At 60.5% G+C, this 22919-nt stretch carries 28 protein-coding genes; all 28 read left to right on the forward strand.

Going from position 1 to position 22919, the window contains the following annotated elements; genetic code table 11:
- Window positions 1–44: 44 nt before the first annotated feature.
- The 28 genes from ACZ0A4_RS00890 to ACZ0A4_RS01025 all read left to right on the forward strand — a co-directional run bounded on the left by ACZ0A4_RS00890 (window position 45) and on the right by ACZ0A4_RS01025 (window position 22918).
- Window positions 45–566 carry a hypothetical protein gene (locus ACZ0A4_RS00890; protein ID WP_463572684.1) on the forward strand — a complete coding sequence of 174 codons (522 nt, stop codon included), beginning with the start codon at window positions 45–47 and terminating at the stop codon, window positions 564–566.
- Between the two features lie 3 nt (window positions 567–569).
- Window positions 570–1178, forward strand: a complete 609-nt coding sequence (locus ACZ0A4_RS00895; protein WP_463572685.1) for a phage baseplate assembly protein V — start codon at window positions 570–572, stop codon at window positions 1176–1178.
- A gap of 14 nt (window positions 1179–1192) precedes the next feature.
- The gene (locus tag ACZ0A4_RS00900; RefSeq protein ID WP_016985063.1) at window positions 1193–1525 is read left to right on the forward strand and encodes a phage baseplate protein; all 333 of its coding nucleotides are present in this window, start codon (window positions 1193–1195) and stop codon (window positions 1523–1525) included.
- Window positions 1522–2517, forward strand: coding sequence for a baseplate J/gp47 family protein (locus tag ACZ0A4_RS00905; protein WP_463572687.1), 996 nt, complete (start codon window positions 1522–1524; stop codon window positions 2515–2517). Before ACZ0A4_RS00900 ends, ACZ0A4_RS00905 begins: the two co-directional genes overlap by 4 nt.
- Window positions 2514–3149, forward strand: coding sequence for a phage tail protein I (locus tag ACZ0A4_RS00910; RefSeq protein WP_160056257.1), 636 nt, complete (start codon window positions 2514–2516; stop codon window positions 3147–3149). Before ACZ0A4_RS00905 ends, ACZ0A4_RS00910 begins: the two co-directional genes overlap by 4 nt.
- Window positions 3150–4763, forward strand: coding sequence for a phage tail protein (locus tag ACZ0A4_RS00915; RefSeq protein ID WP_463572688.1), 1614 nt, complete (start codon window positions 3150–3152; stop codon window positions 4761–4763). It abuts the gene before it with no gap.
- Between the two features lie 9 nt (window positions 4764–4772).
- Entirely contained in the window at window positions 4773–5351 is a 579-nt protein-coding gene (locus ACZ0A4_RS00920; protein WP_463572689.1) for a hypothetical protein, read from the forward strand.
- A 232-nt stretch (window positions 5352–5583) separates the two neighbouring features.
- Window positions 5584–5769, forward strand: coding sequence for a hypothetical protein (locus ACZ0A4_RS00925; RefSeq protein WP_463572690.1), 186 nt, complete (start codon window positions 5584–5586; stop codon window positions 5767–5769).
- 2 nt (window positions 5770–5771) lie between these two features.
- Window positions 5772–6938, forward strand: coding sequence for a phage tail sheath protein (locus tag ACZ0A4_RS00930; RefSeq protein WP_150646974.1), 1167 nt, complete (start codon window positions 5772–5774; stop codon window positions 6936–6938).
- On the forward strand, window positions 6938–7444 hold the full coding sequence (locus ACZ0A4_RS00935) for a phage major tail tube protein (RefSeq protein WP_016985055.1): 507 nt from the start codon (window positions 6938–6940) through the stop codon (window positions 7442–7444). Before ACZ0A4_RS00930 ends, ACZ0A4_RS00935 begins: the two co-directional genes overlap by 1 nt.
- A 178-nt stretch (window positions 7445–7622) precedes the next feature.
- Complete coding sequence (locus ACZ0A4_RS00940; RefSeq protein WP_463572692.1) at window positions 7623–8204, forward strand: phage tail assembly protein; 582 nt, start codon at window positions 7623–7625, stop codon at window positions 8202–8204.
- Window positions 8205–8333: 129 nt separating this feature from the next.
- Window positions 8334–10592, forward strand: a complete 2259-nt coding sequence (locus tag ACZ0A4_RS00945) for a phage tail tape measure protein (RefSeq protein ID WP_463572693.1) — start codon at window positions 8334–8336, stop codon at window positions 10590–10592.
- Window positions 10592–10975 (forward strand): phage tail protein, encoded by a 384-nt coding sequence (locus ACZ0A4_RS00950; protein ID WP_463572694.1) that lies wholly within the window; start codon window positions 10592–10594, stop codon window positions 10973–10975. The genes ACZ0A4_RS00945 and ACZ0A4_RS00950 overlap by 1 nt, the downstream gene beginning before the upstream one ends.
- Window positions 10968–11180 carry a tail protein X gene (locus tag ACZ0A4_RS00955; protein ID WP_064393145.1) on the forward strand — a complete coding sequence of 71 codons (213 nt, stop codon included), beginning with the start codon at window positions 10968–10970 and terminating at the stop codon, window positions 11178–11180. Before ACZ0A4_RS00950 ends, ACZ0A4_RS00955 begins: the two co-directional genes overlap by 8 nt.
- Before the next feature lie 9 nt (window positions 11181–11189).
- Complete coding sequence (locus tag ACZ0A4_RS00960; RefSeq protein WP_463572695.1) at window positions 11190–12221, forward strand: phage late control D family protein; 1032 nt, start codon at window positions 11190–11192, stop codon at window positions 12219–12221.
- A gap of 141 nt (window positions 12222–12362) precedes the next feature.
- Window positions 12363–12947 carry a phage tail terminator protein gene (locus ACZ0A4_RS00965; protein WP_463572696.1) on the forward strand — a complete coding sequence of 195 codons (585 nt, stop codon included), beginning with the start codon at window positions 12363–12365 and terminating at the stop codon, window positions 12945–12947.
- Entirely contained in the window at window positions 12944–13123 is a 180-nt protein-coding gene (locus ACZ0A4_RS00970; protein WP_007908782.1) for a DUF2635 domain-containing protein, read from the forward strand. Before ACZ0A4_RS00965 ends, ACZ0A4_RS00970 begins: the two co-directional genes overlap by 4 nt.
- On the forward strand, window positions 13123–14619 hold the full coding sequence (locus ACZ0A4_RS00975) for a phage tail sheath subtilisin-like domain-containing protein (protein ID WP_141128798.1): 1497 nt from the start codon (window positions 13123–13125) through the stop codon (window positions 14617–14619). Before ACZ0A4_RS00970 ends, ACZ0A4_RS00975 begins: the two co-directional genes overlap by 1 nt.
- A gap of 67 nt (window positions 14620–14686) precedes the next feature.
- Complete coding sequence (locus ACZ0A4_RS00980) at window positions 14687–15034, forward strand: phage tail tube protein (protein ID WP_007908779.1); 348 nt, start codon at window positions 14687–14689, stop codon at window positions 15032–15034.
- Window positions 15031–15327 (forward strand): phage tail assembly protein, encoded by a 297-nt coding sequence (locus tag ACZ0A4_RS00985; protein WP_007908778.1) that lies wholly within the window; start codon window positions 15031–15033, stop codon window positions 15325–15327. Before ACZ0A4_RS00980 ends, ACZ0A4_RS00985 begins: the two co-directional genes overlap by 4 nt.
- 130 nt (window positions 15328–15457) lie before the next feature.
- Window positions 15458–17233 carry a phage tail tape measure protein gene (locus tag ACZ0A4_RS00990; protein ID WP_463572698.1) on the forward strand — a complete coding sequence of 592 codons (1776 nt, stop codon included), beginning with the start codon at window positions 15458–15460 and terminating at the stop codon, window positions 17231–17233.
- Complete coding sequence (locus tag ACZ0A4_RS00995; RefSeq protein ID WP_463572700.1) at window positions 17220–18455, forward strand: DNA circularization protein; 1236 nt, start codon at window positions 17220–17222, stop codon at window positions 18453–18455. Before ACZ0A4_RS00990 ends, ACZ0A4_RS00995 begins: the two co-directional genes overlap by 14 nt.
- Window positions 18456–18458: 3 nt before the next feature.
- On the forward strand, window positions 18459–19508 hold the full coding sequence (locus ACZ0A4_RS01000) for a phage baseplate assembly protein (protein WP_463572702.1): 1050 nt from the start codon (window positions 18459–18461) through the stop codon (window positions 19506–19508).
- A 134-nt stretch (window positions 19509–19642) separates the two neighbouring features.
- Window positions 19643–20152 (forward strand): phage baseplate assembly protein V, encoded by a 510-nt coding sequence (locus tag ACZ0A4_RS01005; protein ID WP_463572703.1) that lies wholly within the window; start codon window positions 19643–19645, stop codon window positions 20150–20152.
- Window positions 20152–20550, forward strand: coding sequence for a phage GP46 family protein (locus tag ACZ0A4_RS01010; RefSeq protein WP_018926967.1), 399 nt, complete (start codon window positions 20152–20154; stop codon window positions 20548–20550). The genes ACZ0A4_RS01005 and ACZ0A4_RS01010 overlap by 1 nt, the downstream gene beginning before the upstream one ends.
- Window positions 20540–21586 carry a baseplate J/gp47 family protein gene (locus ACZ0A4_RS01015; protein WP_463572705.1) on the forward strand — a complete coding sequence of 349 codons (1047 nt, stop codon included), beginning with the start codon at window positions 20540–20542 and terminating at the stop codon, window positions 21584–21586. The genes ACZ0A4_RS01010 and ACZ0A4_RS01015 overlap by 11 nt, the downstream gene beginning before the upstream one ends.
- Window positions 21574–22173, forward strand: coding sequence for a YmfQ family protein (locus ACZ0A4_RS01020; protein ID WP_077571357.1), 600 nt, complete (start codon window positions 21574–21576; stop codon window positions 22171–22173). Before ACZ0A4_RS01015 ends, ACZ0A4_RS01020 begins: the two co-directional genes overlap by 13 nt.
- Window positions 22174–22186: 13 nt before the next feature.
- The gene (locus ACZ0A4_RS01025) at window positions 22187–22918 is read left to right on the forward strand and encodes a hypothetical protein (RefSeq protein ID WP_463572707.1); all 732 of its coding nucleotides are present in this window, start codon (window positions 22187–22189) and stop codon (window positions 22916–22918) included.
- Window position 22919 lies beyond the last annotated feature (1 nt).

Raw genomic sequence — 22919 nt, forward strand, 5'->3', positions numbered from 1 at the left:
TTGGCGGCAGGGCTGCGCGTGGACGAATGAAAAGGAGGTCATGTATGCCCACACCGATTCAGCTGCCGTCGCAACTGTTCACCGCCATCGCGACGACGCTGCGCAACACCGCCGGGCTCAATATCAGCGTCGGCAAGCACGGCGATTTCACGGCACCAGGCGATCAGGCCTGGGTGCTGATCGACTTCGATCGAAATGCCTCGGGATTGCGCGCCGCTGATGGGCGTATCGCTCATGTCATGACGCCATCGCTGCAAGTCATCCCGGCGCTTTCAGCGACCGCGTTTGCCGCGTGCGATCTGATCGCCGTGCTGAAAAACCTGATCACCGACAATCGCTGGGGCCTGCCCGGCAATCAGTGTGATCTGCCGATCGATATCGATGGTTTGCCGTCATTGCTCATCCGCGCCGACCAGCAATACAAGGCCTGGACCCTGACGTTCAACCAAACCCTCTACCTCGGCCCGACCTTGCTCGACGATCCGCTGGGCACGCCGAAATTTGCCCGCACCTGGGAAGTCAGCAACATCGACGACCCCGACCAATACACCGCGCTGGAGGCCTGAACGATGTTCGACGCATTACTGCGTATGCAACTGGGTCCGATCATCGAACGCCTGGCTGAGATGGAAGCGGAAATCGACGACCTGCACCGCCGCGCGGAAAGCTTTTGCCGCATCGGCATTTGCCAGACAGTCGACGCCGCGAGCAACAGCTGTCAGGTCAGTCACGGTGGCTTGCTCACGCCGGCGATCAAGTTTTTCAACCCAAGTGCCGGGGCGCAAAGTGAGTCGCGGATTCCAACAGTGGGGGAGCAGTGTCTGCTGTTCAACTACGGCAGCGGCGAAAGCGGCGCACAAAGCGTGGCGTTGTTCGGCTTGAACAGCGATCGCTTTCCGCCAGCCTCGACGGTGCCGACGCTGACCCGTCGAGTGCATCAGGACGGCAGCGAAAGTGGTTACGACGATGCTTCGCACACCCTGCACTGGCAAAACGACCCGGCAGCCTTCAGCGGTTCTCGCGAGTCGCTGGAACTGAGCATCGGCCCGGCGCGACTGGCGATGACGCCACAACTGATCACCCTGCAACTGGGTGCGGTCGGCATGACCATCGACGCTTCTGGCGTGCACTTCAGCGGTCCATTGGTCGATCACCAGGGCCGCGTCATCAGCCCCTGATTCAAGAGCCTCCCATGATCGGAATCGATAGAGACAGTGGGGCTACGGTCGACGACTGGCTGCAATTCGTGCAGCGCGCGACCCGGGCCCTGACCACGCCGCTGGGCACCCGGCAGAAACGGCCCTTGTATGGATCGCTTATCCCCACACTGTTGGGGCAGAACCTCGGCGATGACGTTCTGCTGTTGGCCCAAAGCCATGCGGCGCAAGCGTTCTACAACAAGCAAAACGGCATCGACGATTTTCAGCCACAAGTGATCGTCGCCAGCCGTCAGGGCGCCGGTCTGCTGCTGCGCTTCGCCGGCACCTGGAAAAACCGTCAACAAACCTTCGAGGTCGTGACATGAGCATGTTGATCCCCGGTCAGAATCAATTGGCCGAACCCGCACTGATCACCGTTGAAGCCTTTGAAGACTTGCTCGCCGAGTTCAAGACGTTCGTCATCGAATACGTCGGTGTGCGTTCGCCGGACAGTGCCGCGAAACTCAAGACCAGTCTGGAAAACGAAAGCGAACTGCTGACCCTGGCGCTTGAGGCTTTCTGTGTCCGGCTGCAAACCCACGAACGCAAATACAACGCACGCATCAAACAGATGCTGGCGTGGTGGGCGACGGGCACCAACCTCGATGCGCGGCTGGCGGACATGGGCCTGGAGCGGCAATTGCTGGATCCGGGCGACCCGGCGGCATTCCCGCCGGTGCCAGCGATTTATGAAAGCGACGATGACGCCCGCCTGCGTTATTACCTGGCGCCACACGCTCCGGCGGCGGGCTCACGGATGCAGTATCGCCGTGAAGTTTTCACCCTTGGCGAGCGTCCTACGGTGCAAGTCGAATCCACCGAGGCGGGTGTGGTGAATGTCACTTACACGTTCAACCCGGACGGCCTCGCCGCGCAGGTCAAGGATGGCAATGCTCGGCGCACCGCGCCGGGCGAAGTACAGGTCACTGTGCTGTCCCGCGACGGCGATGGCACGCCTTCCGCGACATTGCTTGACGGCGTTCGTCAGCACTTCGCACGGCCTGATGTACGACCGGAAACCGACCTTGTCACGGTCAAGGCAGCCGACATTCAGCGCTACAAGATCCGCGTTGTCGCCAAGATAAATTCCGGCCCCGATTCGGGCCTGACCAAAGTCGCCGCGCAACAACAATTGCAGGCTTACGCTGACAGTTGCCATCGCCTCGAAGGTCGGGTTGATCCGAGCTGGATCGACTACACGCTGCACAGTGCCGGCGCCGTGCAACTGCAGATTCTCGAACCGCTGACGCCGATCGTGACCACCGCGTTTCAGGCGCCGTACTGCACAGCGGTCGAAGTTGAGGTGCTGACGCTATGAGTGAAAAGACTCAGCGCCCGACGCTGTTGCCGGCCAACAGTTCGGCACTCGAACGAGGTCTGGATCTGGGCTTCGGCGCACTGCTTGATCGCATCGCGCCGCCATTTCCTGAACTGATGAACCCGAGCGAAACGCCGGTCGCATTCCTGCCGTATCTGGCAGCGGATCGCGGTGTTGCTGAATGGAGCACCGCTGCACCGGAAGCGGAAAAGCGCCTGACCGTCGAACTGGCCTGGCCCACGGCGCGCCAGGCCGGCACTCGCAAGGCGCTGGAAAACGCTGCCAAGGGTTTGCAACTGCGCCCGGAAATCCGCGCCTGGTACGAACAGACACCGCCCGGTGCGCCTTACAGCTTTTCCGTACGCGCCTTCAGCGACCAACCCTACAGCGAAGAAATCGACGCCCGTCTCGACCGACGTCTGGCCGATGCCAAGAGCGAACGGGATGTGTTGACGGTCTCGGTCGGCTTGAGCGCTTTCGGCAATCACGTCATCGGCGCCGCGACGTTCTGCGGTGAGCTGACCACGGTTTATCCGGTGTTCATCGAAGGGCTCGAAACCTCGGGAGAGGCGTTCATGGCCGCCGGCATGTACACCGTCGAAACATCCACTATTTATCCTCAGGGGGCCTGAATGGCTGACTATTACACCCTGCTCACCAACGCAGGGATTGCCTACGAAACGGCGTGCAAGGCCGCGGGCACGCCGATCAAGTTGACGCAGATATCCGTCGGCGACGGCGGCGGCACGGTCTACAACCCGGCCGCGACCGCCACCGCGCTGAAACGCGAAGTCTGGCGCGGGCCGCTCAATGCGCTGTTCCAGGACGAGAAAAATCCGAGCTGGCTGCTCGCCGAAGTGACCATTCCGCCGGATGTCGGCGGCTGGTATGTGCGAGAGGCGGGGCTGTGGACCGACACCGGGATTCTCTACGCCATCGTCAAATATCCGGAGTCGTTTAAACCGGTTCTGGCGACGTCGGGTTCCGGTAAAGAGTTCTACATTCGCTCGATTTTTGAGACCAGTAATGCGTCGCTGGTGACGTTGTTGATTGATGACACCGTCGTCAAAGCCACGCGTGCCTGGGTCATGAGTTACCTCGCCGAAGAACTCGGCAAACTGGATGGCAAGCAATCCGTGCGTGTTGCTGCATCCAGCAACATCGTGCTGAGCGGTGCGCAGCAAATCGACGGGGTCGCAGTGATCGCTGGTGATCGTGTGCTTGTTGCGAACCAGACCCTGGCCAAGGACAACGGCTTGTGGATCGTCGCCAATGGCGACTGGGTGCGGGCGACCGATGCAAACTCCAGCGCCAAGGTCACACCGGGACTTACGGTCATGGTCGAGGAGGGCACGGCGAACGGAGATTCGCTGTGGCACCTGACCACGAATGCGCCGGTCAACCTCGGCACTACCGCTTTGACATTCAAGATGCTGGCCGGGCGTACCGGGATTGCGGCCGGGACTTACAAGAGTTTGACGGTTGATGAATATGGCCGAGCGACTGCGGGGGCGAATCCCAATACTTTGGCCGGCTTCGGGATCACTGACGCCCTTGGCATCAATGCGACTGCGGTAGCGGCTCGCAAGCTTGAAACGGCGCGCAGTATTGCCATTTCCGGCGCGGCTAGCGGTAGCACTTCGTTTGACGGCTCGGCAAACGCCAACATTTCACTGGCGCTGGCTGACTCGGGCGTTTCTGCCGGTACTTACACAAAAATTGCCGTCAATGCCAAAGGGTTGGCTACCAGTGGCGGGAACCTGATTGCATCGGATATCCCCGCTCTGGACTGGAGCAAGATCAGCTCAGGAAAACCCAATACGCTGGCGGGCTACGGAATTGTCGACAGCTATACCCAAGGCCAGACCAACAGCGTTGTCAGCACTGCTTTCGCGAACTTCTCCACGACTACCCTCCAGGTTCCAGCCTTTATCAACGGCTTCACCGACAACCATTCCTCCCGATACTGGAGAGCCAATGGCAATATCTATGTGAGTCTCGATGTTGCTCGCTGGGTCAGTAGCGGTACCGATGCATTGGTCATGTTCACGCTTCCACCGGGCTTTCGACCCCTCAGCAGAATGAGCGGCGCAGGCGGTTGGGCGACCAGTGGTCAGCTTGGGTTCGGTTTGTTGTCGTGGCGCGCGGAAACCACGGGCGAGGTTGTCCTGGACTACTCGATTGGATCGGCGTCGGGCGTAAGTGGCTATCGCTGCCAGTTCAGTTTCTGCGTTCAAGCGGCTTAAGGGGGCAGCATGATTTTTGTCATTGATCAAACCGGGCTATTTCTCTACGCCACCGATGCCCCGGTCGGGGCCGAAAACTGGACGGCTGTCCAGTTGCCTCAACCTTGCTGGAATCCTCGATTCAAAGGTAGGCGAATCAGTGATGACGGCGAATGGGAAGGCCAATGGGAACATGATGGCGAGCCTGCGCCTACCGTTGCTGACCTGTGCGCGAGAATTGATAACTACGCCGACCAGGCTCGGCGGATGGTTGCAGTCGATCCACTCCGGGCGGTCGAATACGAACGAACGGCCGCCGAAGCACAAGCATTCAAAGACGCCGGTTATCCCGCAGATGCGGTACCGCGCACTGTGGCTGCCTGGGCAATCGCAGGCCGTACGCCTCAAGAATCTGCCGACGGCATCCTGATCGAAGCCGGCCGCTACGCAGAGGCCCTATACCTGATTCGGGAAAGGCGCCTGGAGGCGAAGGAACTGATTAAGGCCAGGATTGCAGTTGATGCAATCGATGAAGCCAGACAGATCGCCGACGAAGCAATCAAGGCTTTCCAGGTGACGGTGACTGGCATTGATCGTGTGCAGGGTTGACGGTGCGCGTAGTACGTCTGTGGTTTCGCAGCGCGGATAGTCCGATGAGTGCACTGATTCGTGAGCTCGTCACCCAGGTGGATCCTGATACCTGAAGTACCCACCGGTTCAACTTGAACCGGCAACTCAACAAACGCCCCGAACCCGGAGCGTTTTCTTTCCCTCATAAAACACTCAACACCCGCCAAGCCCCTCCCTAAGAGGGGCTTTCCCGTTTATGGAGAAACGAAAAATGGCAACCCGCCAAACCTACACCGTGCTCGTCCCATTCCCCACCGGTGGTGGGCACTGGTCGAGCATCGGTCAAGACCTTGATCTGCTCGACGTCGAGGCCAGTGCACTGCACTTCGCCGGTCGACTGGAACTGAAAACCCCAACCACCCTGGCCAAAAAGGCCGCTGCCAAGAAGGCTGACTGACTATGGCTGAAGTTCTGAACTTCGAGCACAACGGCATTACCGTCAATGCCACCGAATCCCCCGAGGCCATGGGTGGCCTGGGTGACAACGTTATCGGTCTGGTTGGCACCGCGCCGAAAGCCGATCCGCTGATTCCGCGCAACGCGCCGTTCCGCATCAACAGCTTCACTACTCACGCGTTGCTCGATCCGACCGGTTCGGAAGAAGGCACCCTGTACCACGCGGTTTACCAGATACTCAAAGTGGTCAAGGTGCCGGTGTACGTGGTGATCGTCGAAGCGGGCGCGACCCCGGCCGACACCGTCAACAACGTGATCGGCGGTGTTGATCCGCTGACCGGCCGCAAGCTAGGGCTGGCTGCGCTGGGCAGCGTTCCGGAAGACCTGACCATCATCGGTGCGCCGGGCTTCACTGGCACTAAAGCGGTGGCCAGCGAATTCGCTTCGTTCGGCAAGCGCATCAAGGCCCGTGTGGTGCTGGACGGCAAGGACGCCTCGGTCGCCGATCAAGTGTTGTACAGCCAGGAACTGGGCGGTGCGGATCTCGGTTTCGACCGTTGCCTGGTGGTGCACAACATGCCGGCCGTGTACTCGAAAGCCGCGAAGAAAAACGTCTTCCTGTCGCCTTCCAGCCTGGCGATTGCCGCATTGGCCAAGGTCAAGCAGTGGGAGAGCCCGGGCAACCAGGTGACCTACGCCGAGGACGTTTCGCGGGTCGTTGAATACAACATCCTCGACACCTCCACTGAAGGCGATCTGCTCAACCGTTATGGCGTCAGCTACTACGCCCGTACCGTGCTCGGCGGCTTCTCGCTGCTGGGTAACCGCTCGATCACCGGCAAGTTCATCAGCTACGTCGGCCTCGAAGATGCGATCAGCCGCAAGCTGGTAAAAGCTGGCCAGAAAGCCATGGCCAAGAACCTGACCAAGTCGTTCATGGATCAGGAAGTCAAACGCATCAACGACTGGCTGCAAACCCTGGTTGCCGACGAAACCATTCCTGGCGGCAGCGTTTATCTGCACCCGGAACTGAACAGCGTCGAGAAGTACAAGAACGGCACCTGGTTCGTGGTCATCGACTACGGCCGCTACGCGCCGAACGAACACATGGTTTATCAACTCAACGCCCGCGATGAAATCATCGAGCAGTTCCTGGAGGACGTTCTCTAATGTTTACCAACCGCGTAAGACAGGCCATCGCGGCCACCCTGCAAGGCCTGCCGCTGTCGGCGACCGTTGAAGAATTCACCCCGCCGAAGATTGAATTCGACGTGGAAGAAATGCGTGGCGGCCGCTTCATCGTCGAGGAAATGGCCAAGGGCGGTAAAGCGCTCAACGCCAAGCTGACCCTGCAAGGTCTCGGCGCCGAAGTCATGCTGGCACTGGGTGTGAAGCTGGGCGACGACATCCTGCTGAACGTGCGTGAGGCCGGTCAGGATCAGGATGGCAACACCTGGTTCACCTATCACACCGTCGGCGGCAAGCTGAAATCCCTCGAAGAAACCGCCGTGAAAATGGGTGAAAAACCCAAGACCAATCTGGAGCTGTCCTGCCGCACCTACAACCGCCTGGAAAACGGCGTGCCGGTGATCGACATCGACGTGCGCACCCAGAAGTTCGTGCTCAACGGCGTCGACATCCTCGGCGATGCGCGGCGTGCGGTGCTGATGCCGTAACTCACGGCTTACACGCAATCACAAAACCCTGTGGGAGCGAGCTTGCTCGCGAAGCCTTTGGCACATTCAACATCAATGTGACTGAACGACCGCTTTCGCGAGCAAGCTCGCTCCCACAGTGGGCCAGTGTGACTGGCAGAAATTGAGTAACCCCCAAGAATCACCAAGGAATTCATACATGTCGTGGATGCCACCCCAGCATGACCTGTTGTCGCCGATCACCGGCGACGACGGTTCGCATATCGAGACAATCCAGCTCAAGCCACTGTTCTACGCCGCGCAAAAAGAAGCGCTGGAGCGTGCCGGTGATGACGAAGACGATCAGTTCTTCGAACTGGCGCTGCTCGCCACCGGCCTGTCGGTCAAGGAACTCGACCAGCTCAAGCGCCCGGACTACGTGAGCATCGCCCAGTACGTGCATGAGATGTCGACCCAGCCTGCGTCGTACTTTCTCGAGCAGGTCGAAGACGCGGAAAAATCCGCCGATGCCGACCAGGTGCAACTGCTGCAACCGCTCGCCGTGACCGGCCGCACCGTGACCTCGCTGAGCCTGGAAATGCCGGTGCTGCGCGCCACCAAAGTGATGAAAAAACTGAAAACGGCCAAGGAACGCGCCGAGTTCATCACCGCCCATTGCACCGGCCTGATGATCCCCGATCTGGCCCTGATGACCGTCCCGGACTGGACGCAATTGCAGGTGCGCATCGACGATTTTTTAAACCAGCCGGCGGCCTACTTTCGGAACGCGACATCGAAGTAATCCTCGATATCGTCCCGCTCATTTACCCGGTAAGTGAAGCGGAGATTCTGGAATGGGACGCCGAAAAGGCGTTGCGCCGCTACGACATAGCGATCACTCGCCTTGGCGTAAAACAGGAGTAGAGCGGCAATGGCAGAGAGCAAATATGCGCCGACGTACGCCGATCTGAGTGGCAACACCGCAGACGCGCTGCCGGCGAGTCTCGGTAAACCGCTGCAGGATTTGAATCTGACGCTGTCCCTGGCAAGCGTGGACATTCGCTTGCTGACCCAAGAGCAGATCAAGCTGCGCGAGTTGCTGGTCAGCCAGCAATCGTTGTTCAAGGTCGTGGCAGCGGCGCCGGCTGCCAACAGTGAGCCGAAGTCGAAGCTCAAGGCTGAGATCGAACAGCGTCCGCCACCGAAGCTCATGCAACCAGCGATGGCCAACGAGACTGCGCTGGTTGAACTCAATCAGTTGCTCAAGATGAGCAACGGGCAGTTGCAAGCGCATTCACAAAGCACGCTGGAACTGGCCAGCGAGAAACAGGTAGCGGCCAGTGGTGCAACCAACGCTGACCTATTGCAAGTTCAAGTCGCCGGAGCACGATCCGGTATCGCCGATGGAGCCAACGGTGACCAGCGTGCGAATGAGCTGAAGTGGTTCTCTCGTGATGCCGCGATCAACGCATCGGCGTTCAGGATGGACGTCAAAACGGCTGGCGAGATGTTGGCGGCCTGGCGTTCATCGCTGAAGCTGGATCGCTATCAGAGCCAGGATCTGGCCGATGCGACGAGCTATCTCGGCAACAGTGGCCTGGATGCCAAGGCCGCCGACATCGGTTCGGTCGTGCAACGCTCCGGCGAGACCGCAAACACTGCCGGCATGACCCCGGAACAGGTGGCCGCATTTGCGGCGGCGCTGCTCAACAGTGGCGCCGACAAGGAGGGCGCCAGCGCCGCGCTGAAGGGCATTACTTCGGTGCTGGCCAAGGGCGCAGATGCATCAACGGAACAGCGTTCGGCTTACACCCGCTTAGGGTTCAATCCAGAAACGTTGGCGGACGAGATGCGCAAGGACGCTCCCGCTGCCATCAACTCGGTGCTTGCTGCGCTCAATAAGCAACCGGGGCAAGAGCGGGCAGCACTGACGAAGACGCTGTTTGGCGAAAACGACGTCAGAGTTCTTGAACTGCTGAAGAAACCCGAGGATGTACAAAACGCATTCTCGCAGGTGGCTGACAAGCGTAAATATGCGACATCGGAGCTGGGTGCTGATTCGGGAGCTGCCGCGAAATCCGCCGAGGCGTTTGGCAATACGTCGCAAGGGCGTTGGAATTCGCTCGATGCGAGTCTCACCCGATTGTCGACGGCATTTGGCACGGCACTGGCTCCGTTGGCGGATGGTGCCGCAGTGGTGCTCACCGCGCTGGTCAATGGCGTGAGCAGCGCGGCGGAGGCTTTCCCGGCGCTTACTGCAGGATTGGTTCTGCTGGGGGCCGCAGCCCTTCCTTTTGTGGGAGGGGCGCTGAAAACCGGCGTTGCCTCAGTCCTCGACACCGTTTCCGCGAAGCTGTTACGCCTGGCGACGACGCGATTACCCGCCGATATTGCTGATGCCATCGTCGGTGACGATGTCTCTGATGGCGGGCGGAAAAACAAACGATCGGGTCGTCGACCGGGTCGACGCTCGCAGGCCAGAACATCGGCGCGTACGACAGTTCCACGCGCCAGTGGGAGCAGTCGTTTGGGGGGGCTCACGGCCAAGGTCGCGCCTCTGTTCGATGACATCAAAATGGGCTTCAAACTGTTCGCCGATGGCCTGGGCAACAACGAGCTGGCATCGCGACTCAAAGGGCCTGTTGCCAAGCTTATGCCCTTGGTCGAAAGCGTCGGCGCCAAGGTCATGCCCAAAATCGCCCAAGCGCTGCCGGCGGTAAAACTGGGAGCGCCGCTGGCCATTGCGCACGCGGCCTATACGGGACTGAAAGGTTGGCGCGAAGGCGATGACCAAGCGGTCAAAGGTGCCGCCGGCGAGCTGGCCGGCACCGCCATCGGTGCCACGATCGGCACGTTCATTGCGCCCGGCATCGGCACCTTCATCGGGGGGACGCTGGGCGCAATGCTCGGTTCTTACGTCGGTGAACAATGGGGCAAGCCTGCCGAGGACAAACTCGCGCCTCCCGCGCAAGTGGCCAAGGATCTGAGCAACGCTCAGACGCAAAACCAGCAGATCACCTATGCACCGTCGATTCAGATCAGCGGCAGCGAAATAGCCAGCTCGGAAAAAGTCGGCGCGGTGATTTCGCAAGTCATGCAAAACCATTTCAACACTCAGTTTATTTCCTCGATGAGTACCAACCCTCTCGGCACCCGCCGTGACGCAGCCCTGACCGATGGAGTCGCCTGATGAAACAACAAATGGCATTGGGCAGTTTCATCTTCGGCCTCTCCCGCAGCTTTGCGTACCACCAATTGTTGCGCAAGTCCGATGGCGGCTGGACGGAAATACAGATTCTCACCAGCAAACCCAAATCCAGTCAGACCGGCCAGAAACCGGAAACCCTGACCATCACCGGCAAGTCGATGTATGCCGTGGCCATGGATCGGCTCGACGAATTGCGCGCCTTGCAGGCGCTGCGTATCCCGCTGCCATTGATCGACGGCATCGGTCGTAACTGGGGTTTGTGGCGGATCAACAACGTTCAGGAAACCCAGACCCAGATCATCGATGACGGCACGGCGATGGTGGTCGATTGGATCATCGAACTGGCGGAGTTCAACAATGCGTAAGGTTCGAAGCGTGGCCGGTGATTCGGTGAATCTGCTGCTCTACCGCGAAACGGGGCGCAGTGATGACGCCGCTGAGGAAGCCCTGTGGAAGCTCAACCCGACCCTGGCTGAGCACGGCCCGGTTCTGCCTGCTGGCATCTGGGTCGTGCTGCCTGAACTCGACAGCAAACCCGCTGCGATCAAAGCGCTCACGGCGTGGGATTAAGGAGCTTGTATGGCACTGGGTTTTACTCCGGTCGTTGAGATTTATGGCGAAAACGCGAATCTGCTCAACCAGCGTCTGATCAGTTGGGAACACATTGATGCGGCCGGTATCGAGTCGGATCAACTGACCCTGACCATCGATCTGGAAGGCCTCGAAGGGCTGCCAAATCTGGGCGGTAAAATCGGCCTGCGGGTGGGTTACCTGGAAATGGAAGAGATGGTCGATAAGGGCCAGTTCAAAGTCACTCGCCTGACACCGACGCTGTTTCCGTTTCGCTTGACCCTGGTGGCCACGGCAGCGCCGTTCAGCAAGGATGACGAGACCGGTTTCAAGCAGCGCCGCACCGCCAGTCATGGACCGACGACGCTCGGTCAATTGTTTAGCCAACTGGTGTCGCAGCACGGTTTTTCATCGCGTGTCGCTGCGGACGTGTCGATGATCAAGATCGCCCACGTCGACCAGTCCAATGAAACCGACATGGGCTTTCTGACGCGGCTGGCAAAGAAGTACAACCTGGTCGCCAAACCTTATGGCGATGCGTATGTGCTGGCGCGGCCCGGGCAGATCAAATCCATCTCGGGCCAGAAACTGCAGGATGTGACGTTGTCGGTCACCCACAACAATCGTCCCGGCGATCACGCCTTCATCAGCGCCACGCTGGAAGAGGCCGCCCGCGAACAGGCCAAGGGCTGCAAGACCTGTTTTGTCGATGCTGTTACAGGCGTTTTGCATTGGGTCGAAACGGGACTTGCGCCGTTCAAGACCATCCGCCAGAAGCAACCCAATGAAGCCGACGCCATTGCTGTCGGCGAGGGTGAAGTGCGCAAGATGCTCCGGCAAAAGTTCAAGGTGAAGATCACCTGCCCGGGCGATCCGCGACTGGCCGCTGAAGGCCTGGTACTGCTCGATGACACCTGGCCGGACTTCATGCGCGGGCGCTGGTCGATCGACAAGGTCACCGCCAGTGGCAATCGCGAGAACAGCTATCGCTGCCTGATCGATGCGTCGTGCCTCGACCCGAAAGCCGAGTCCAAAGACTGACGACCAACTCCCTGTGGGAGCGAGCCTGCTCGCGAAGAGGCCGGAACATCCAACATTGAAAGCGACTGACACACCTCTTTCGCGAGCAGGCTCGCTCCCACATTGGGTCCTGCGCAATTCTCATCATTCTGGAACACCCTCATGAAGATCACCCCGATCCTCACGCAACTGCGTGGGCAATGCCCTGACCTTGCCAATCACATTTCGGTGGGCGTGGATCTGGCGTTGCTGCAAGGCAATCCCGATCTGCCAATGCCTTCGGCGCATGTTCTGCCGCTGGCGGATCTGGCCAGCACCAGCACTGCACAAAACCTCACCGCGCAACCGATTCGCGAGCGCTTCGAAATCGTCCTCGTGCTTGACGCCAGCGACGCTACAAAAGCGCTGGATCTGTTGCACGACCTGCGCGCTGAACTGTGGCGCGCATTGGTGGGGTTCAAGCCGGACAAAGACTACAGCGCCATCGCCTATGACGGCGGCGAAATGGTCTCGATCAACAGCAGCCGCGCCTTCTACCGGCTGCGCTTTTTTGCCGAGTTCCAGCTTGGCCGCAATCTGCCGAGTCAGCCTGCGGAGAGTTGGCACGAACGCGAACTGGACGGTTTGTCGTCCTTTACCGGGGCCACCGTGCGGGTCGATGCGATCGACCCGGCCGACCCCAACCTGAAACGCCCGGGCCCCGATGGGCGCGTGGAAATGACTTTCTCTGGAGACGTAACCCCATGAGCAATCGCATCACCGTACTGCCGGCCGAAGGCCGTGTCGTACCTGACCCGGAGGCCGGCGATCTGCTGCCGCTCGAAGGCCGTGAAGTGCTGGACAGCGCCTGGTGGCGCCGACGTCTGGCCGACGGCGATATCACCCTCAAAACCGCACCAGCCAAACAAAAGGGAGCCAAATAATGGCGATCGGATTCAGCAACATCCCTGCGGACATTCGTGTACCGCTGTTCTATGCCGAAATGGACAACTCGGCCGCCAATAGCGCGAGTTCGACCCTGCGTCGTTTGATCGTCGCTCAGGTCAACGACAACATTGCCCCGACCGAAGTCGGCAAACTGGTTTTGGTCTCCAGCGTTGCGCTGGCCAAGAGCATCGGCGGCCAAGGCTCGATGCTCGCCTCGATGTACGAGACCTTCCGCAAGGCTGACCCGATCGGTGAGATCTGGTGCCTGCCGCTGCACAACGCCGAAGGCGCGATCGCCAAAGGCGTGCTGACCCTGACTGGCGCCGCCACTCAGGCTGGCGTGTTGAATCTGTATGTCGGCGGCGTGCGTGTGCAAGCCACCGTGGTCAACGGTGCCACCGCTGCTCAGGCGGCCACCGCCCTGGCGCAGAAAATCAACGCCACCGCCGATCTGCCGGTCAGCGCTGCCGCTGCCGAAGGTGTGGTCACCCTGAGCGCCAAATGGACTGGCGACAGCGGTAACGACATCAGCCTGCAATTCAATCGCCTGGGCAAGAGCAACGGCGAAGACACCCCGGCCGGCCTGACCACTGCGATCACCGCCATGACCGGCGGCGCCGGTGTGCCGGATCAGGTGGCGGCGATTGCCGCGTTGGGTGACGAGCCGTTCGAGTTCATCGCACTGCCATGGTCCGATCTGTCGACCCTCAACACCTGGCAAGCGGTCATGGATGACAGCACCGGTCGCTGGTCGTGGGCCAAGCAACTGTTCGGTCACGTCTACAGCGCCAAACGTGGCACCGTCGGCACGCTGGTCGCAGCAGGCCAGGCACGTAATGATCAGCACATGACCATTCAGGCACTGGAGCCGGGCGTTCCGCAACCGTTCTGGGTACAAGCCGCTGCACTGGCTGCACGCACCGCGGTGTTTATTTCCGCCGACGCCAGCCGTCCAACCCAGAGCGGCAGCCTGCCGGGCGTTGATCCGGCGCCGGCCAGCGAACGCTTCACCCTGACCGAGCGTCAGTCGCTGCTCAACTACGGCATCGCCACCGCGTACTACGAAGGCGGCTACGTGCGCATCCAGCGCTCGATCACCACTTACCAGAAAAACGCCTACGGGCAGGCCGACAACTCCTACCTGGACAGCGAAACCATGCACCAGTCGGCGTTCATCGTGCGTCGTCTGCAAAGCGTGATCACCAGCAAGTACGGTCGCCACAAACTGGCCTCCGACGGCACCCGTTTCGGCGCCGGCCAGCCAATAGTCACCCCAGCGACCATTCGCGGTGAGCTGATCGCGCAGTACGCAAAGCTCGAACTGGAAGGCCACGTAGAGAACGCCGAGCTGTTCGCCGAACACCTGATCGTCGAGCGCGACGTGCAGGACCCGAGCCGCGTGAACGTGCTGTTCCCGCCGGATTACATCAACGGTCTGCGCGTGTTCGCACTGCTCAACCAATTCCGTCTGCAGTACGACGACGCGGCTTGATCCGCGCGTTTGACGGCAAGTTATCAGCCCACCTCGCGTGGGCTTTTTTATTCAAGGGAGTAACACCATGGGTCAACTGATTGCAGGCACCTGCTACGTCAAAGTCGACGGCGCGCAACTGACTATCAATGGCGGCTGCGAAGCCCCGCTGATGGCCGTTAAACGCGAAACCGTCGTACCCGGTTTCTACAAGGAAACCGACATCGCGCCGTCGTTCAAAGTGACCGCGCTGCACACCGCCGACTTCCCGCTGAAGAAGCTGATCGAAGGCACCGACATCACCGTCACCTGCGAATTCAGCAACGGCAAAGTCTACGTGCTGGCCGGTGCCTACCTGGTCGAAGAGCCAGTCTCCAAAGGCGATGACGCCACCATCGAACTGAAATTCGAAGGCATCAAGGGGACCTGGCAATGAGCGGCGCCGTGAAGCTTCAGGTTGCGATCGAAGCTCACGGCGAGCCCCTGACCGAACTCGTCCTGCGCCGTCCGACGGTGCAGGAAGTGCGAGCGATCAAGGCGCTGCCGTACAAGATCGACAAGAGCGAAGAAGTCAGCCTCGACATGGACGTGGCGGCCAAATACATCGCCGTGTGCGCCGGCATCCCACCGTCGTCGGTCAACCAGTTGGATCTGGCTGACCTCAATGCGCTGAGCTGGGCGGTTGCGAGTTTTTTCATGAGTGCGGCGTCGGCGCCATCACCGACCTGATCGCCGTCGCCTATGACCTGGCCTGGTTCTGGAAGGTTGACCCCGAACAGATGATGGCCAAGCCACTGGATGTGCTCCGCGAATCGCTGGAGCACGCGCAACGGATCAATGCGATGCAGCAGGTGCAGTGATGGCAGACGAAGAGAAAAAAGTGAAAACGCCGGTGCTGATCACGGGCATCGATGAGCTATCGCCCAAGCTCGGCGCCCTTCAGGCCAAGGTCGGCAGTTTCAAGAAAAATCTCGAGCAGGTCGGCCTCGACAAATTGGACATCAGCGGGCTGTTCAAGGGCGGCAGCGTGATCACGCCGTTTGTGGATGGCATCAAGTCGGCAGCAGCATTTCAGGGCAAATTGACCGAAGTGGGCGACGCTGCAAAAACCGTCGACCTGCCCGCCACACCGAAAGTCGCCGCGCAGAACATGAACGTGTTCAGTGCATCGATGGAAAAGGTTTCCGCAGCCGTGGACGCGGCACTGGTACCGGCGGTGGGGGCGTTGGTGGTCGGGCTGGAACCGATGCTGACCCAGGTCGGCAGCCTGCTCGCCGACAACCCGAAGCTGGTCGAGGGCCTGGCGGCGGGGGCGATTGCCTTCTCCGCCATGCAAACCGCTGTCACCGGTATGACCCAGGTGATGGACGTGATGAGCATGGTGCTCAAGACCAATCCGATCATGTTGATCGCGATGGGCATCGCGGTGGCGGCCGGTTTGATTTATGCCAACTGGACGCCGATCAGCGCCTTCTTCAAAGGCATGTGGGAGGGCGTGAAAAACATCGGGGTGAGTGCGATGGCGACGTTGCGCTCGATCCTCGATTGGCGACCGCTGGATGCACTGGCGGCGCTGTGGTTACCGGTCGCGGGATTTTTCTCCGGGATCTGGGACAAGGTCAAAGCGGTCACCGCGCCAGTGTTCGACTTTTTCAAGTCGGTGTTTTCGTGGACGCCCGCCGGCATGATCTTGGAAAACTGGACGCCGCTGACCGGTCTGTTTTCGGCGATCTGGGACTTGCTCAAGGCCTTGAGTGTGCCGGTGATGGCGTTCCTCAAAGGTCTGTTCGACTGGACACCGTTGGGGATGATCATCAACAACTGGGGGGCGATCACCGGGTTCTTTGCCTCGATCTGGACGGCGCTGCAACCGGCGGCACAAGCCATCAAGGACTTCTTCGGCACGTTGTTCGATTACTCCCCGCTGGGCATGATCGTCAACAACTGGGGCAGCATCGTGACCTTCTTCGAACCGATCTGGGCCGCATTGCAAGTGTCGGCGCAGCAGATCAAAAGCTTCTTCCAGAGCTTGTTCGAATGGTCGCCGCTGGAACAGATCGCGATGTACTGGCAACCGATCAGCGAAGTGTTTTCGGCGCTGTGGGGCGTGGTGCAAGCGTTGGCCGCGCCGGTGCTGGAGTTTCTGCACAGCATGTTCGAATGGACGCCGTTGGGGCAGATCATCAAGAACTGGGGGCCGATCACCGAGTGGTTCGGCGAGTTGTGGCAAAAACTGCAAACCGTCATTGCGCCGATCAAGGAGTTGTTCGACGGTGGCTTTGCCGGACTGATCGCCAAGGTCACCGGCAAGGTTGAAACGTTCACCGAGGCGCAACGCCAGACCAATGCCGAAGGCAAAGGGGAGCTGGCGCCGGCGTTCTTCGGGGCGACGCCGCAAGCAGCGGGTAACGGTGCACTGCAAAGTGGTTCGTTGCCACAGACTTCCGGCGCACTGATTCAACAAAGCGCAATCAACAACCGCACGCAACTCGAAGGCGGCCTGACCGTGCGCTTCGAAAATGCGCCGGCCGGATTGCGCACCGATCAACCGCAAAGCAATCAACCGGGCCTGGCGCTGTCTTCGCGCATTGGCTATCGCTCGTTGTCGGCAGGAGGTTCCAATGAACTGGCGTGACCGTTTGTTGCCGGCATCCTTTCGTGGTGTCGGTTTCTGGATCGATCAGGCGAAAACCCCGGTCGGTCGCAAAGGTCAGTTGCACGAGTATCCGCAACGTGACCTGCCGTACTTCGAAGACCTCGGCCAGCAGGCCAGGATTCACGACGTCACCGCATTCATCATCGGCGCCGATTGCCTGGAGCAGCGCGACAAGCTGCTCAAGGCATTGGAGGCGGGCAGTGGTGAACTGGTGCATCCGTGGCTGGGGCGACTGCAAGTCAAGGTCGGTGAATGCGACATGACCCACACCCGCCAGGACGGCGGGTTGGTGACCTTTACTCTGAAGTTCTATCCCGATCAGCCGTTGCCGTTCCCGACTGCCAGCGTCAGCACGCAGAAAGTCTTGCTGGTCAAGGCAGACACACTGCTGGGTTCGGCGGTGGCACGCTTCGAACAGGCGATGACGCTGATCAAGGCTGCGCGGATCGGCATCGCCAATCTGCGCAACAGCCTGACCGGGGTTTATGAGGTGATCAAGGAGCAGCTCAAACCGCTGATCGAGCAGTACAAACAGATCACTGAACTGGTTAAAGCCGTGAAGGAGTTGCCCAAGGAAGTGGCAGCGGAATTCAAGGGTTTGCTCGGCGATATCAAGGCGCTCAAGGAGTTTGCGAAGGAGGGTTACCGTGGCGTGATTGCCGACGTCTCCCAGCAACTCGAAGCCATCCGCAAAGCTGATGCGCCGAAGATTACCACCGGCAAGGACACCAACGCCGCGGCGCAAGCCATGGCCGATCTGGTGCAGGACACAATGCTGGTCAAAGTGGCGCAGTGGGTGGCGTCGATGCCAGTGGCGACCCCCGCAGTGAAACTGTCGTCGACACCTTCGGTGGCTCATCAAGCGGATCAACCGGTGACCCGTCAGGAAGTACCGGTGACCGATGAAATGAAAGCGCTGCAGAAGGCGGTCGGGGTGGCCATTGATCCGATGCTGGACAAGGCCGATCCCCAGCACCACCAGGCAATCAACGATGTCAAGGAAGCACTGCTGGCGCATCTCAAGGCAGTGGCGTCATCCGGTGTGCGACAGGTCACCAAATCGTTCCAGGAAAGCCTGCCGGCGCTGGTTGTGGCCTACAAGCAATTTGCCGATGCCACACGGGTGACTCAGGTGACTCAGAGCAACGCGATGAACCATCCGGGCTTTTCCCCCAACGACGTGAAAGTGTCCAGGGAGTGAACCATGAGCGAGATGGATAACCGCGTCACGTTGACCGTCAACAACATGGAATACGGCGGCTGGAAAAGCGTGGAGATCACGGCCGATCTGGAGCGCCAGTTCCGCACTTTCAAACTTGACATCACCTGGCAGTGGCCGGGGCAGACGGTGGACCAGCGGATCAAGCCGGGTGACCCCTGCGAAGTGAAAATCGGCCAGGACCTGGTGCTCACCGGCTACGTGTTCAAGGCTCCGATCAGCTATGACGGGCGCCAGATCAGCCTGAGCATCGAGGGCAGTTCCAAGACCCAGGACCTGGTCGATTGCGCGGCCACCAACCGGCCCAATCAATGGCAGGAGCAACCGTTGCTGAGCATCGTGCAGGCGCTGGCCATGGAATACTCGTTGATGGTGGTCAATGAAATTCCCGAGACCGCGCGGCTCGCCAAGCACACCATCGTGCCGGGCGAAACGGTGTTCCAGTCGATCGACCGGTTGCTCTCGCTGTTCCGGGTGTTTTCTACCGATGACGCGCAGGGCCGGCTGGTGCTGGCCAAGCCTGGCAGCGGTGGGCGGGCCAGTGATGCGCTGGAGCTGGGCAAGAATATCCTGTCGGCCAACGCAGCTATGGATCAGAGCCAGGTGTTCTCCGAATACCGGGTGATCGGCCAGCAGAAAGGTTCGGACAAGAAGAGCGGGGCGGCAGTCAGCGAGGTTGAATCCAGCGCGACCGATCTGAGCTTCAAACGTCGCCGCACCACCATCATCAACGAGGGCACCGCGCTGACATTCGAACTGGCCCAGCAACGCGCCCAGTGGGAGAGCACCACCCGTATGGGGCGGGCGCAGACCACCACATATCAGGTGCAGGGCTGGCGTCAGGCCAACGGTGATCTTTGGCGGCACAACACGCTGGTCAAAGTCACGGATCCGGTGCTTGGATTTGATGGCGACATGCTGATATCCAAGGTCACTTATTCACTGTCGGCACAAGGTTCGGTGACCACGCTGCAAGTGGCGCCACCGCATACCTTCGACGCCAATCCCAGCCCCCCGAAAAAACCATTAGCCTGACGCCCGACCCTGTGGGAGCGAGCTTGCTCGCGAAGGCATCGGCACTCTCAACATACGTGTATCTGACCCACCGCTTTCGCGAGCAAGCTCGCTCCCACAGGGATCGGCATCAACCTCACCACTGAGGACAATTCATGAGCCTACTGACACGCCTGCTGGCGCGCGGCACTGTCGTGCTCGCCAATTCGGCATCCAAGCTGCAATCGCTGCAAATGCGCCTCACCGCCGGCGAAGTGAACGACGACATGGAGCACTTCGAACCTTACGGCTTCACCAGCCATCCGCTGGCCGGTGCCGAAGGTGTCGTCACCTTTCTCGGCGGCGACCGTTCCCACGCCATCGCCCTGGTCATCGCTGACCGCCGCTATCGCCTGCAATCGCTGGCGTCGGGCGAAGTGGCGATCTACACCGACGAGGGCGACAGGATTCACTTCAAGCGCGGGCGGATCATCGATATCGAAACCGCCACGCTGAACATCCGTGCCAGCAGCGCGGTGAACTTCGATACGCCGGTGATCAACCAGACCGGCAAGATCGTTTCCACCGGCGATCAAATCGCCGGTGGCATCAGCCAGATCAAACACGTGCACGTCGGTGTACAGCCCGGCAGCGGCCAGACCGGCGCGCCGGCAGGAGGCAAGTGATGCTGATCAGCCAAAACCTCCACGCTGCACTGACGCGCTCCGTACTGATCAGCCTCTTCACCTGGCGCCGCGCCGCCGATGACGACGCCCTCGACGACGAAGAGCGCTTCGGCTGGTGGGGCGACAGCTTTCCTACCGTGGCCGACGATCGTATCGGCTCGCGGCTGTGGCTGCTGCGCCGGGTCAAGCTGACCCGACAAACGCAGATGGACGCCGAGTTCTATGCCCGTGAAGCCTTGCAGTGGCTGATCGACGACGGCCACTGCAGCGCCATCGACATCATCAGCGAACGCCTCGACGCCCAGCGCCTGAACCTGCGCACGGTCCTGACGCTGGCCGACGGCGAACGTCTGGACATCAACCCCGATAACAGTTGGCAGGTGATCTATGCCGTTTGAAACCCCTTCGCTGCCGGTGCTGATCAAACGCACCCAAAGCGACCTGGCCGGCGATTCGCTGCGCCAGTCCGATGCGCAAGTACTGGCCCGAACACTCAGTGGCGCCGCGTATGGCTTGTATGGTTATCTCGACTGGATTGCCGAGCAGATCCTGCCGGACAAGGCCGACGAGTCGACCCTGGAGCGCATTGCCGCTCTGCGTTTGAATCAACCGCGCAAACCCGCGCAAGTCGCCACCGGCAGCGTCAGTTTTACCGCTACTGCCGGCGCGGTGCTCGACGCCGATACGCTGCTGCAAACCAATGACGGCCGCACCTACAAGGTCACCGCCGCGCGCACCACGGCCAATGGCAGCAACACCACCACCATCGCCGCACTCGATGCTGGCAGCCTGGGCAATGCCGACGCCGGGCTGGCGCTGACACCGGTGCAGCCAATTGCCGGTGTGGTCGGCAACAGCTTTGTCGTGCTGGCGCCGGGACTCAGCGGCGGCGTGGCGCGGGAAAGTCTGGAGTCGCTGCGCTCGCGGGTGATTCGTTCCTACCGCGTGATTCCCCATGGCGGCTCGGCCAGCGACTACGAGACCTGGGCACTGGAAGTGCCGGGCGTGACCCGCGCCTGGTGCCGTGGTGGCCTGCTCGGGCCGGGCACGGTGACGGTATTCATCATGCGTGACGAAGATCCGCAACCGGTGCCAAACGATGAGCAACTGGCGGAGGTTCAGGACTACATCGAACCGCTGCGTCCAGTGACGGCGGAAGTGCACGTGCAGCGGCCGATTCAGGTGCCGGTGGTGTATCGCTTCAAGAGCGTCAATCCGGACACCAGCGCCGTGCGCGCTGCGATTGAAGCGCAACTGCGCGACCTGCACAACCGCGAGGCCGATCTGGGCGTGCCGTTGCTGATCAGCCATATCCGCGAAGCCATCAGCAGCGCCGGCGGTGAGTACGATCACACGCTGACCGCGCCGGCCGCTGACGTGCCTGCCGGGCAAAGCGAACTGTTGACCTTCGGAGGTTGCGTATGGGGGGCATAAGAACCGCCGCGCAATATCAGGCGCAACTGCGCGCCTTGCTGCCCACTGGCCCGGCGTGGGACCCGGAGCGCGTGCCGGAGCTGGAAGAAGTGCTGCAAGGCGTCGCCGTCGAACTGGCGCGCCTCGATGCCCGCGCCGCCGACCTGCTCAACGAGATGGACCCGGCCGGCGTCAGCGAACTGGTGCCGGACTGGGAACGGGTGATGAACCTGCCCGACCCGTGTCTGGGCGCCACGCCACTGTTCGACGACCGCCGCCTCGCCGTACGCCGGCGCTTGCTCGCGGTGGGGAGCCAGGCTGTCGGTTACTACATCGACATCGCCAAAAGCCAGGGTTACCCCAACGCGACCATCACCGAACTCGAAGCCCCACGCATGGGCCGCTCGCGTTTCGGTTCGGCGCATTGGGGCACGTGGGAAGCGCAGTTCATGTGGACGCTCAATACCGGCGGGCGCTTGCTGCTCGGTCGGCGTTTCGGCGCGAGCTACTGGGGCGAGCGCTTCGGCGTCAATCCGGGCTCGGCGCTGGAGTGCCTGATTCATCGCAGTGCCCCGGCGCATACCAAGGTGCATATCAATTATGACTAGGGAGGAATAAGCCATGGATTATCCGAAGAGTGTGCCCAGTTCCGGGCTGGTGAATGGCAAATTTGTTGATGAAAACCCATTGATGGGAACGCCGGGTTCATTGATTCCGGCGCGATGGGGCAACAGCGTTACCGATGAAGTCATCAACGTGATCACTGCCGCCGGACTAGTCCCCGACGAGGGCGACACTGCGCAACTCAAAGCGGCGATTTCGGCAATTGTCGAGAAAGGCAGAAATGACTCTCTGGCAAGCAAGGATGAGGCCGAGGCGGGTACCAGCAGCAGCCGTCTGATGACGCCGCAACGGGTGTTCCAGGCGATCGAAAAGAAAGTGGTGCAAGCCACTGAAACGGTTTTTGGCTGGGCGCGGATCGCGACTCAAACTCAGGTCAATGCGGGGGCGGATGACACCACTTTCGTCACGCCGAAAAAGCTCTGGTTTGGCGTTTCCTACAGTATTGGCGCGAACGGCTATATCGCTTTTCCGAGCTGGCTGGGCGGCTTCATGATCCAGTGGGTCGTGATCACCATCGCTACAGATAAAACCTATGTTGCAAAACCGTGGCCGGTGGCTTTCAAGACCCAGTGCGCCGCTACCTGGGCAAGTTACTCGCACAGCGGCAACGCACCCTTTTTCGATATCGTCACTCCGCCCTTGGTGACCTATTTTGATCCCAGCCAGGTTCAAGTCTTGAGTAATTCCGGTGGCTCCGGTTTTGTCACTGTCCTGGGGGTGGGGAACTGAA

The sequence above is a fragment of the Pseudomonas sp. AC172 genome (genome assembly GCF_979258595.1).

Excerpts from the sequence above, each read along its gene's own strand:
- ACZ0A4_RS00890 (WP_463572684.1), top strand. The coding sequence starts at position 45 with ATGCCCACACCGATTCAGCTGCCGTCGCAACTGTTCACCGCCATCGCG.
- ACZ0A4_RS00895 (WP_463572685.1), top strand. The coding sequence starts at position 570 with ATGTTCGACGCATTACTGCGTATGCAACTGGGTCCGATCATCGAACGC.
- ACZ0A4_RS00900 (WP_016985063.1), top strand. The coding sequence starts at position 1,193 with ATGATCGGAATCGATAGAGACAGTGGGGCTACGGTCGACGACTGGCTG.
- ACZ0A4_RS00905 (WP_463572687.1), top strand. The coding sequence starts at position 1,522 with ATGAGCATGTTGATCCCCGGTCAGAATCAATTGGCCGAACCCGCACTG.
- ACZ0A4_RS00910 (WP_160056257.1), top strand. The coding sequence starts at position 2,514 with ATGAGTGAAAAGACTCAGCGCCCGACGCTGTTGCCGGCCAACAGTTCG.
- ACZ0A4_RS00915 (WP_463572688.1), top strand. The coding sequence starts at position 3,150 with ATGGCTGACTATTACACCCTGCTCACCAACGCAGGGATTGCCTACGAA.
- ACZ0A4_RS00920 (WP_463572689.1), top strand. The coding sequence starts at position 4,773 with ATGATTTTTGTCATTGATCAAACCGGGCTATTTCTCTACGCCACCGAT.
- ACZ0A4_RS00925 (WP_463572690.1), top strand. The coding sequence starts at position 5,584 with ATGGCAACCCGCCAAACCTACACCGTGCTCGTCCCATTCCCCACCGGT.
- ACZ0A4_RS00930 (WP_150646974.1), top strand. The coding sequence starts at position 5,772 with ATGGCTGAAGTTCTGAACTTCGAGCACAACGGCATTACCGTCAATGCC.
- ACZ0A4_RS00935 (WP_016985055.1), top strand. The coding sequence starts at position 6,938 with ATGTTTACCAACCGCGTAAGACAGGCCATCGCGGCCACCCTGCAAGGC.
- ACZ0A4_RS00940 (WP_463572692.1), top strand. The coding sequence starts at position 7,623 with ATGTCGTGGATGCCACCCCAGCATGACCTGTTGTCGCCGATCACCGGC.
- ACZ0A4_RS00945 (WP_463572693.1), top strand. The coding sequence starts at position 8,334 with ATGGCAGAGAGCAAATATGCGCCGACGTACGCCGATCTGAGTGGCAAC.
- ACZ0A4_RS00950 (WP_463572694.1), top strand. The coding sequence starts at position 10,592 with ATGAAACAACAAATGGCATTGGGCAGTTTCATCTTCGGCCTCTCCCGC.
- ACZ0A4_RS00955 (WP_064393145.1), top strand. The coding sequence starts at position 10,968 with ATGCGTAAGGTTCGAAGCGTGGCCGGTGATTCGGTGAATCTGCTGCTC.
- ACZ0A4_RS00960 (WP_463572695.1), top strand. The coding sequence starts at position 11,190 with ATGGCACTGGGTTTTACTCCGGTCGTTGAGATTTATGGCGAAAACGCG.
- ACZ0A4_RS00965 (WP_463572696.1), top strand. The coding sequence starts at position 12,363 with ATGAAGATCACCCCGATCCTCACGCAACTGCGTGGGCAATGCCCTGAC.
- ACZ0A4_RS00970 (WP_007908782.1), top strand. The coding sequence starts at position 12,944 with ATGAGCAATCGCATCACCGTACTGCCGGCCGAAGGCCGTGTCGTACCT.
- ACZ0A4_RS00975 (WP_141128798.1), top strand. The coding sequence starts at position 13,123 with ATGGCGATCGGATTCAGCAACATCCCTGCGGACATTCGTGTACCGCTG.
- ACZ0A4_RS00980 (WP_007908779.1), top strand. The coding sequence starts at position 14,687 with ATGGGTCAACTGATTGCAGGCACCTGCTACGTCAAAGTCGACGGCGCG.
- ACZ0A4_RS00985 (WP_007908778.1), top strand. The coding sequence starts at position 15,031 with ATGAGCGGCGCCGTGAAGCTTCAGGTTGCGATCGAAGCTCACGGCGAG.
- ACZ0A4_RS00990 (WP_463572698.1), top strand. The coding sequence starts at position 15,458 with ATGGCAGACGAAGAGAAAAAAGTGAAAACGCCGGTGCTGATCACGGGC.
- ACZ0A4_RS00995 (WP_463572700.1), top strand. The coding sequence starts at position 17,220 with ATGAACTGGCGTGACCGTTTGTTGCCGGCATCCTTTCGTGGTGTCGGT.
- ACZ0A4_RS01000 (WP_463572702.1), top strand. The coding sequence starts at position 18,459 with ATGAGCGAGATGGATAACCGCGTCACGTTGACCGTCAACAACATGGAA.
- ACZ0A4_RS01005 (WP_463572703.1), top strand. The coding sequence starts at position 19,643 with ATGAGCCTACTGACACGCCTGCTGGCGCGCGGCACTGTCGTGCTCGCC.
- ACZ0A4_RS01010 (WP_018926967.1), top strand. The coding sequence starts at position 20,152 with ATGCTGATCAGCCAAAACCTCCACGCTGCACTGACGCGCTCCGTACTG.
- ACZ0A4_RS01015 (WP_463572705.1), top strand. The coding sequence starts at position 20,540 with ATGCCGTTTGAAACCCCTTCGCTGCCGGTGCTGATCAAACGCACCCAA.
- ACZ0A4_RS01020 (WP_077571357.1), top strand. The coding sequence starts at position 21,574 with ATGGGGGGCATAAGAACCGCCGCGCAATATCAGGCGCAACTGCGCGCC.
- ACZ0A4_RS01025 (WP_463572707.1), top strand. The coding sequence starts at position 22,187 with ATGGATTATCCGAAGAGTGTGCCCAGTTCCGGGCTGGTGAATGGCAAA.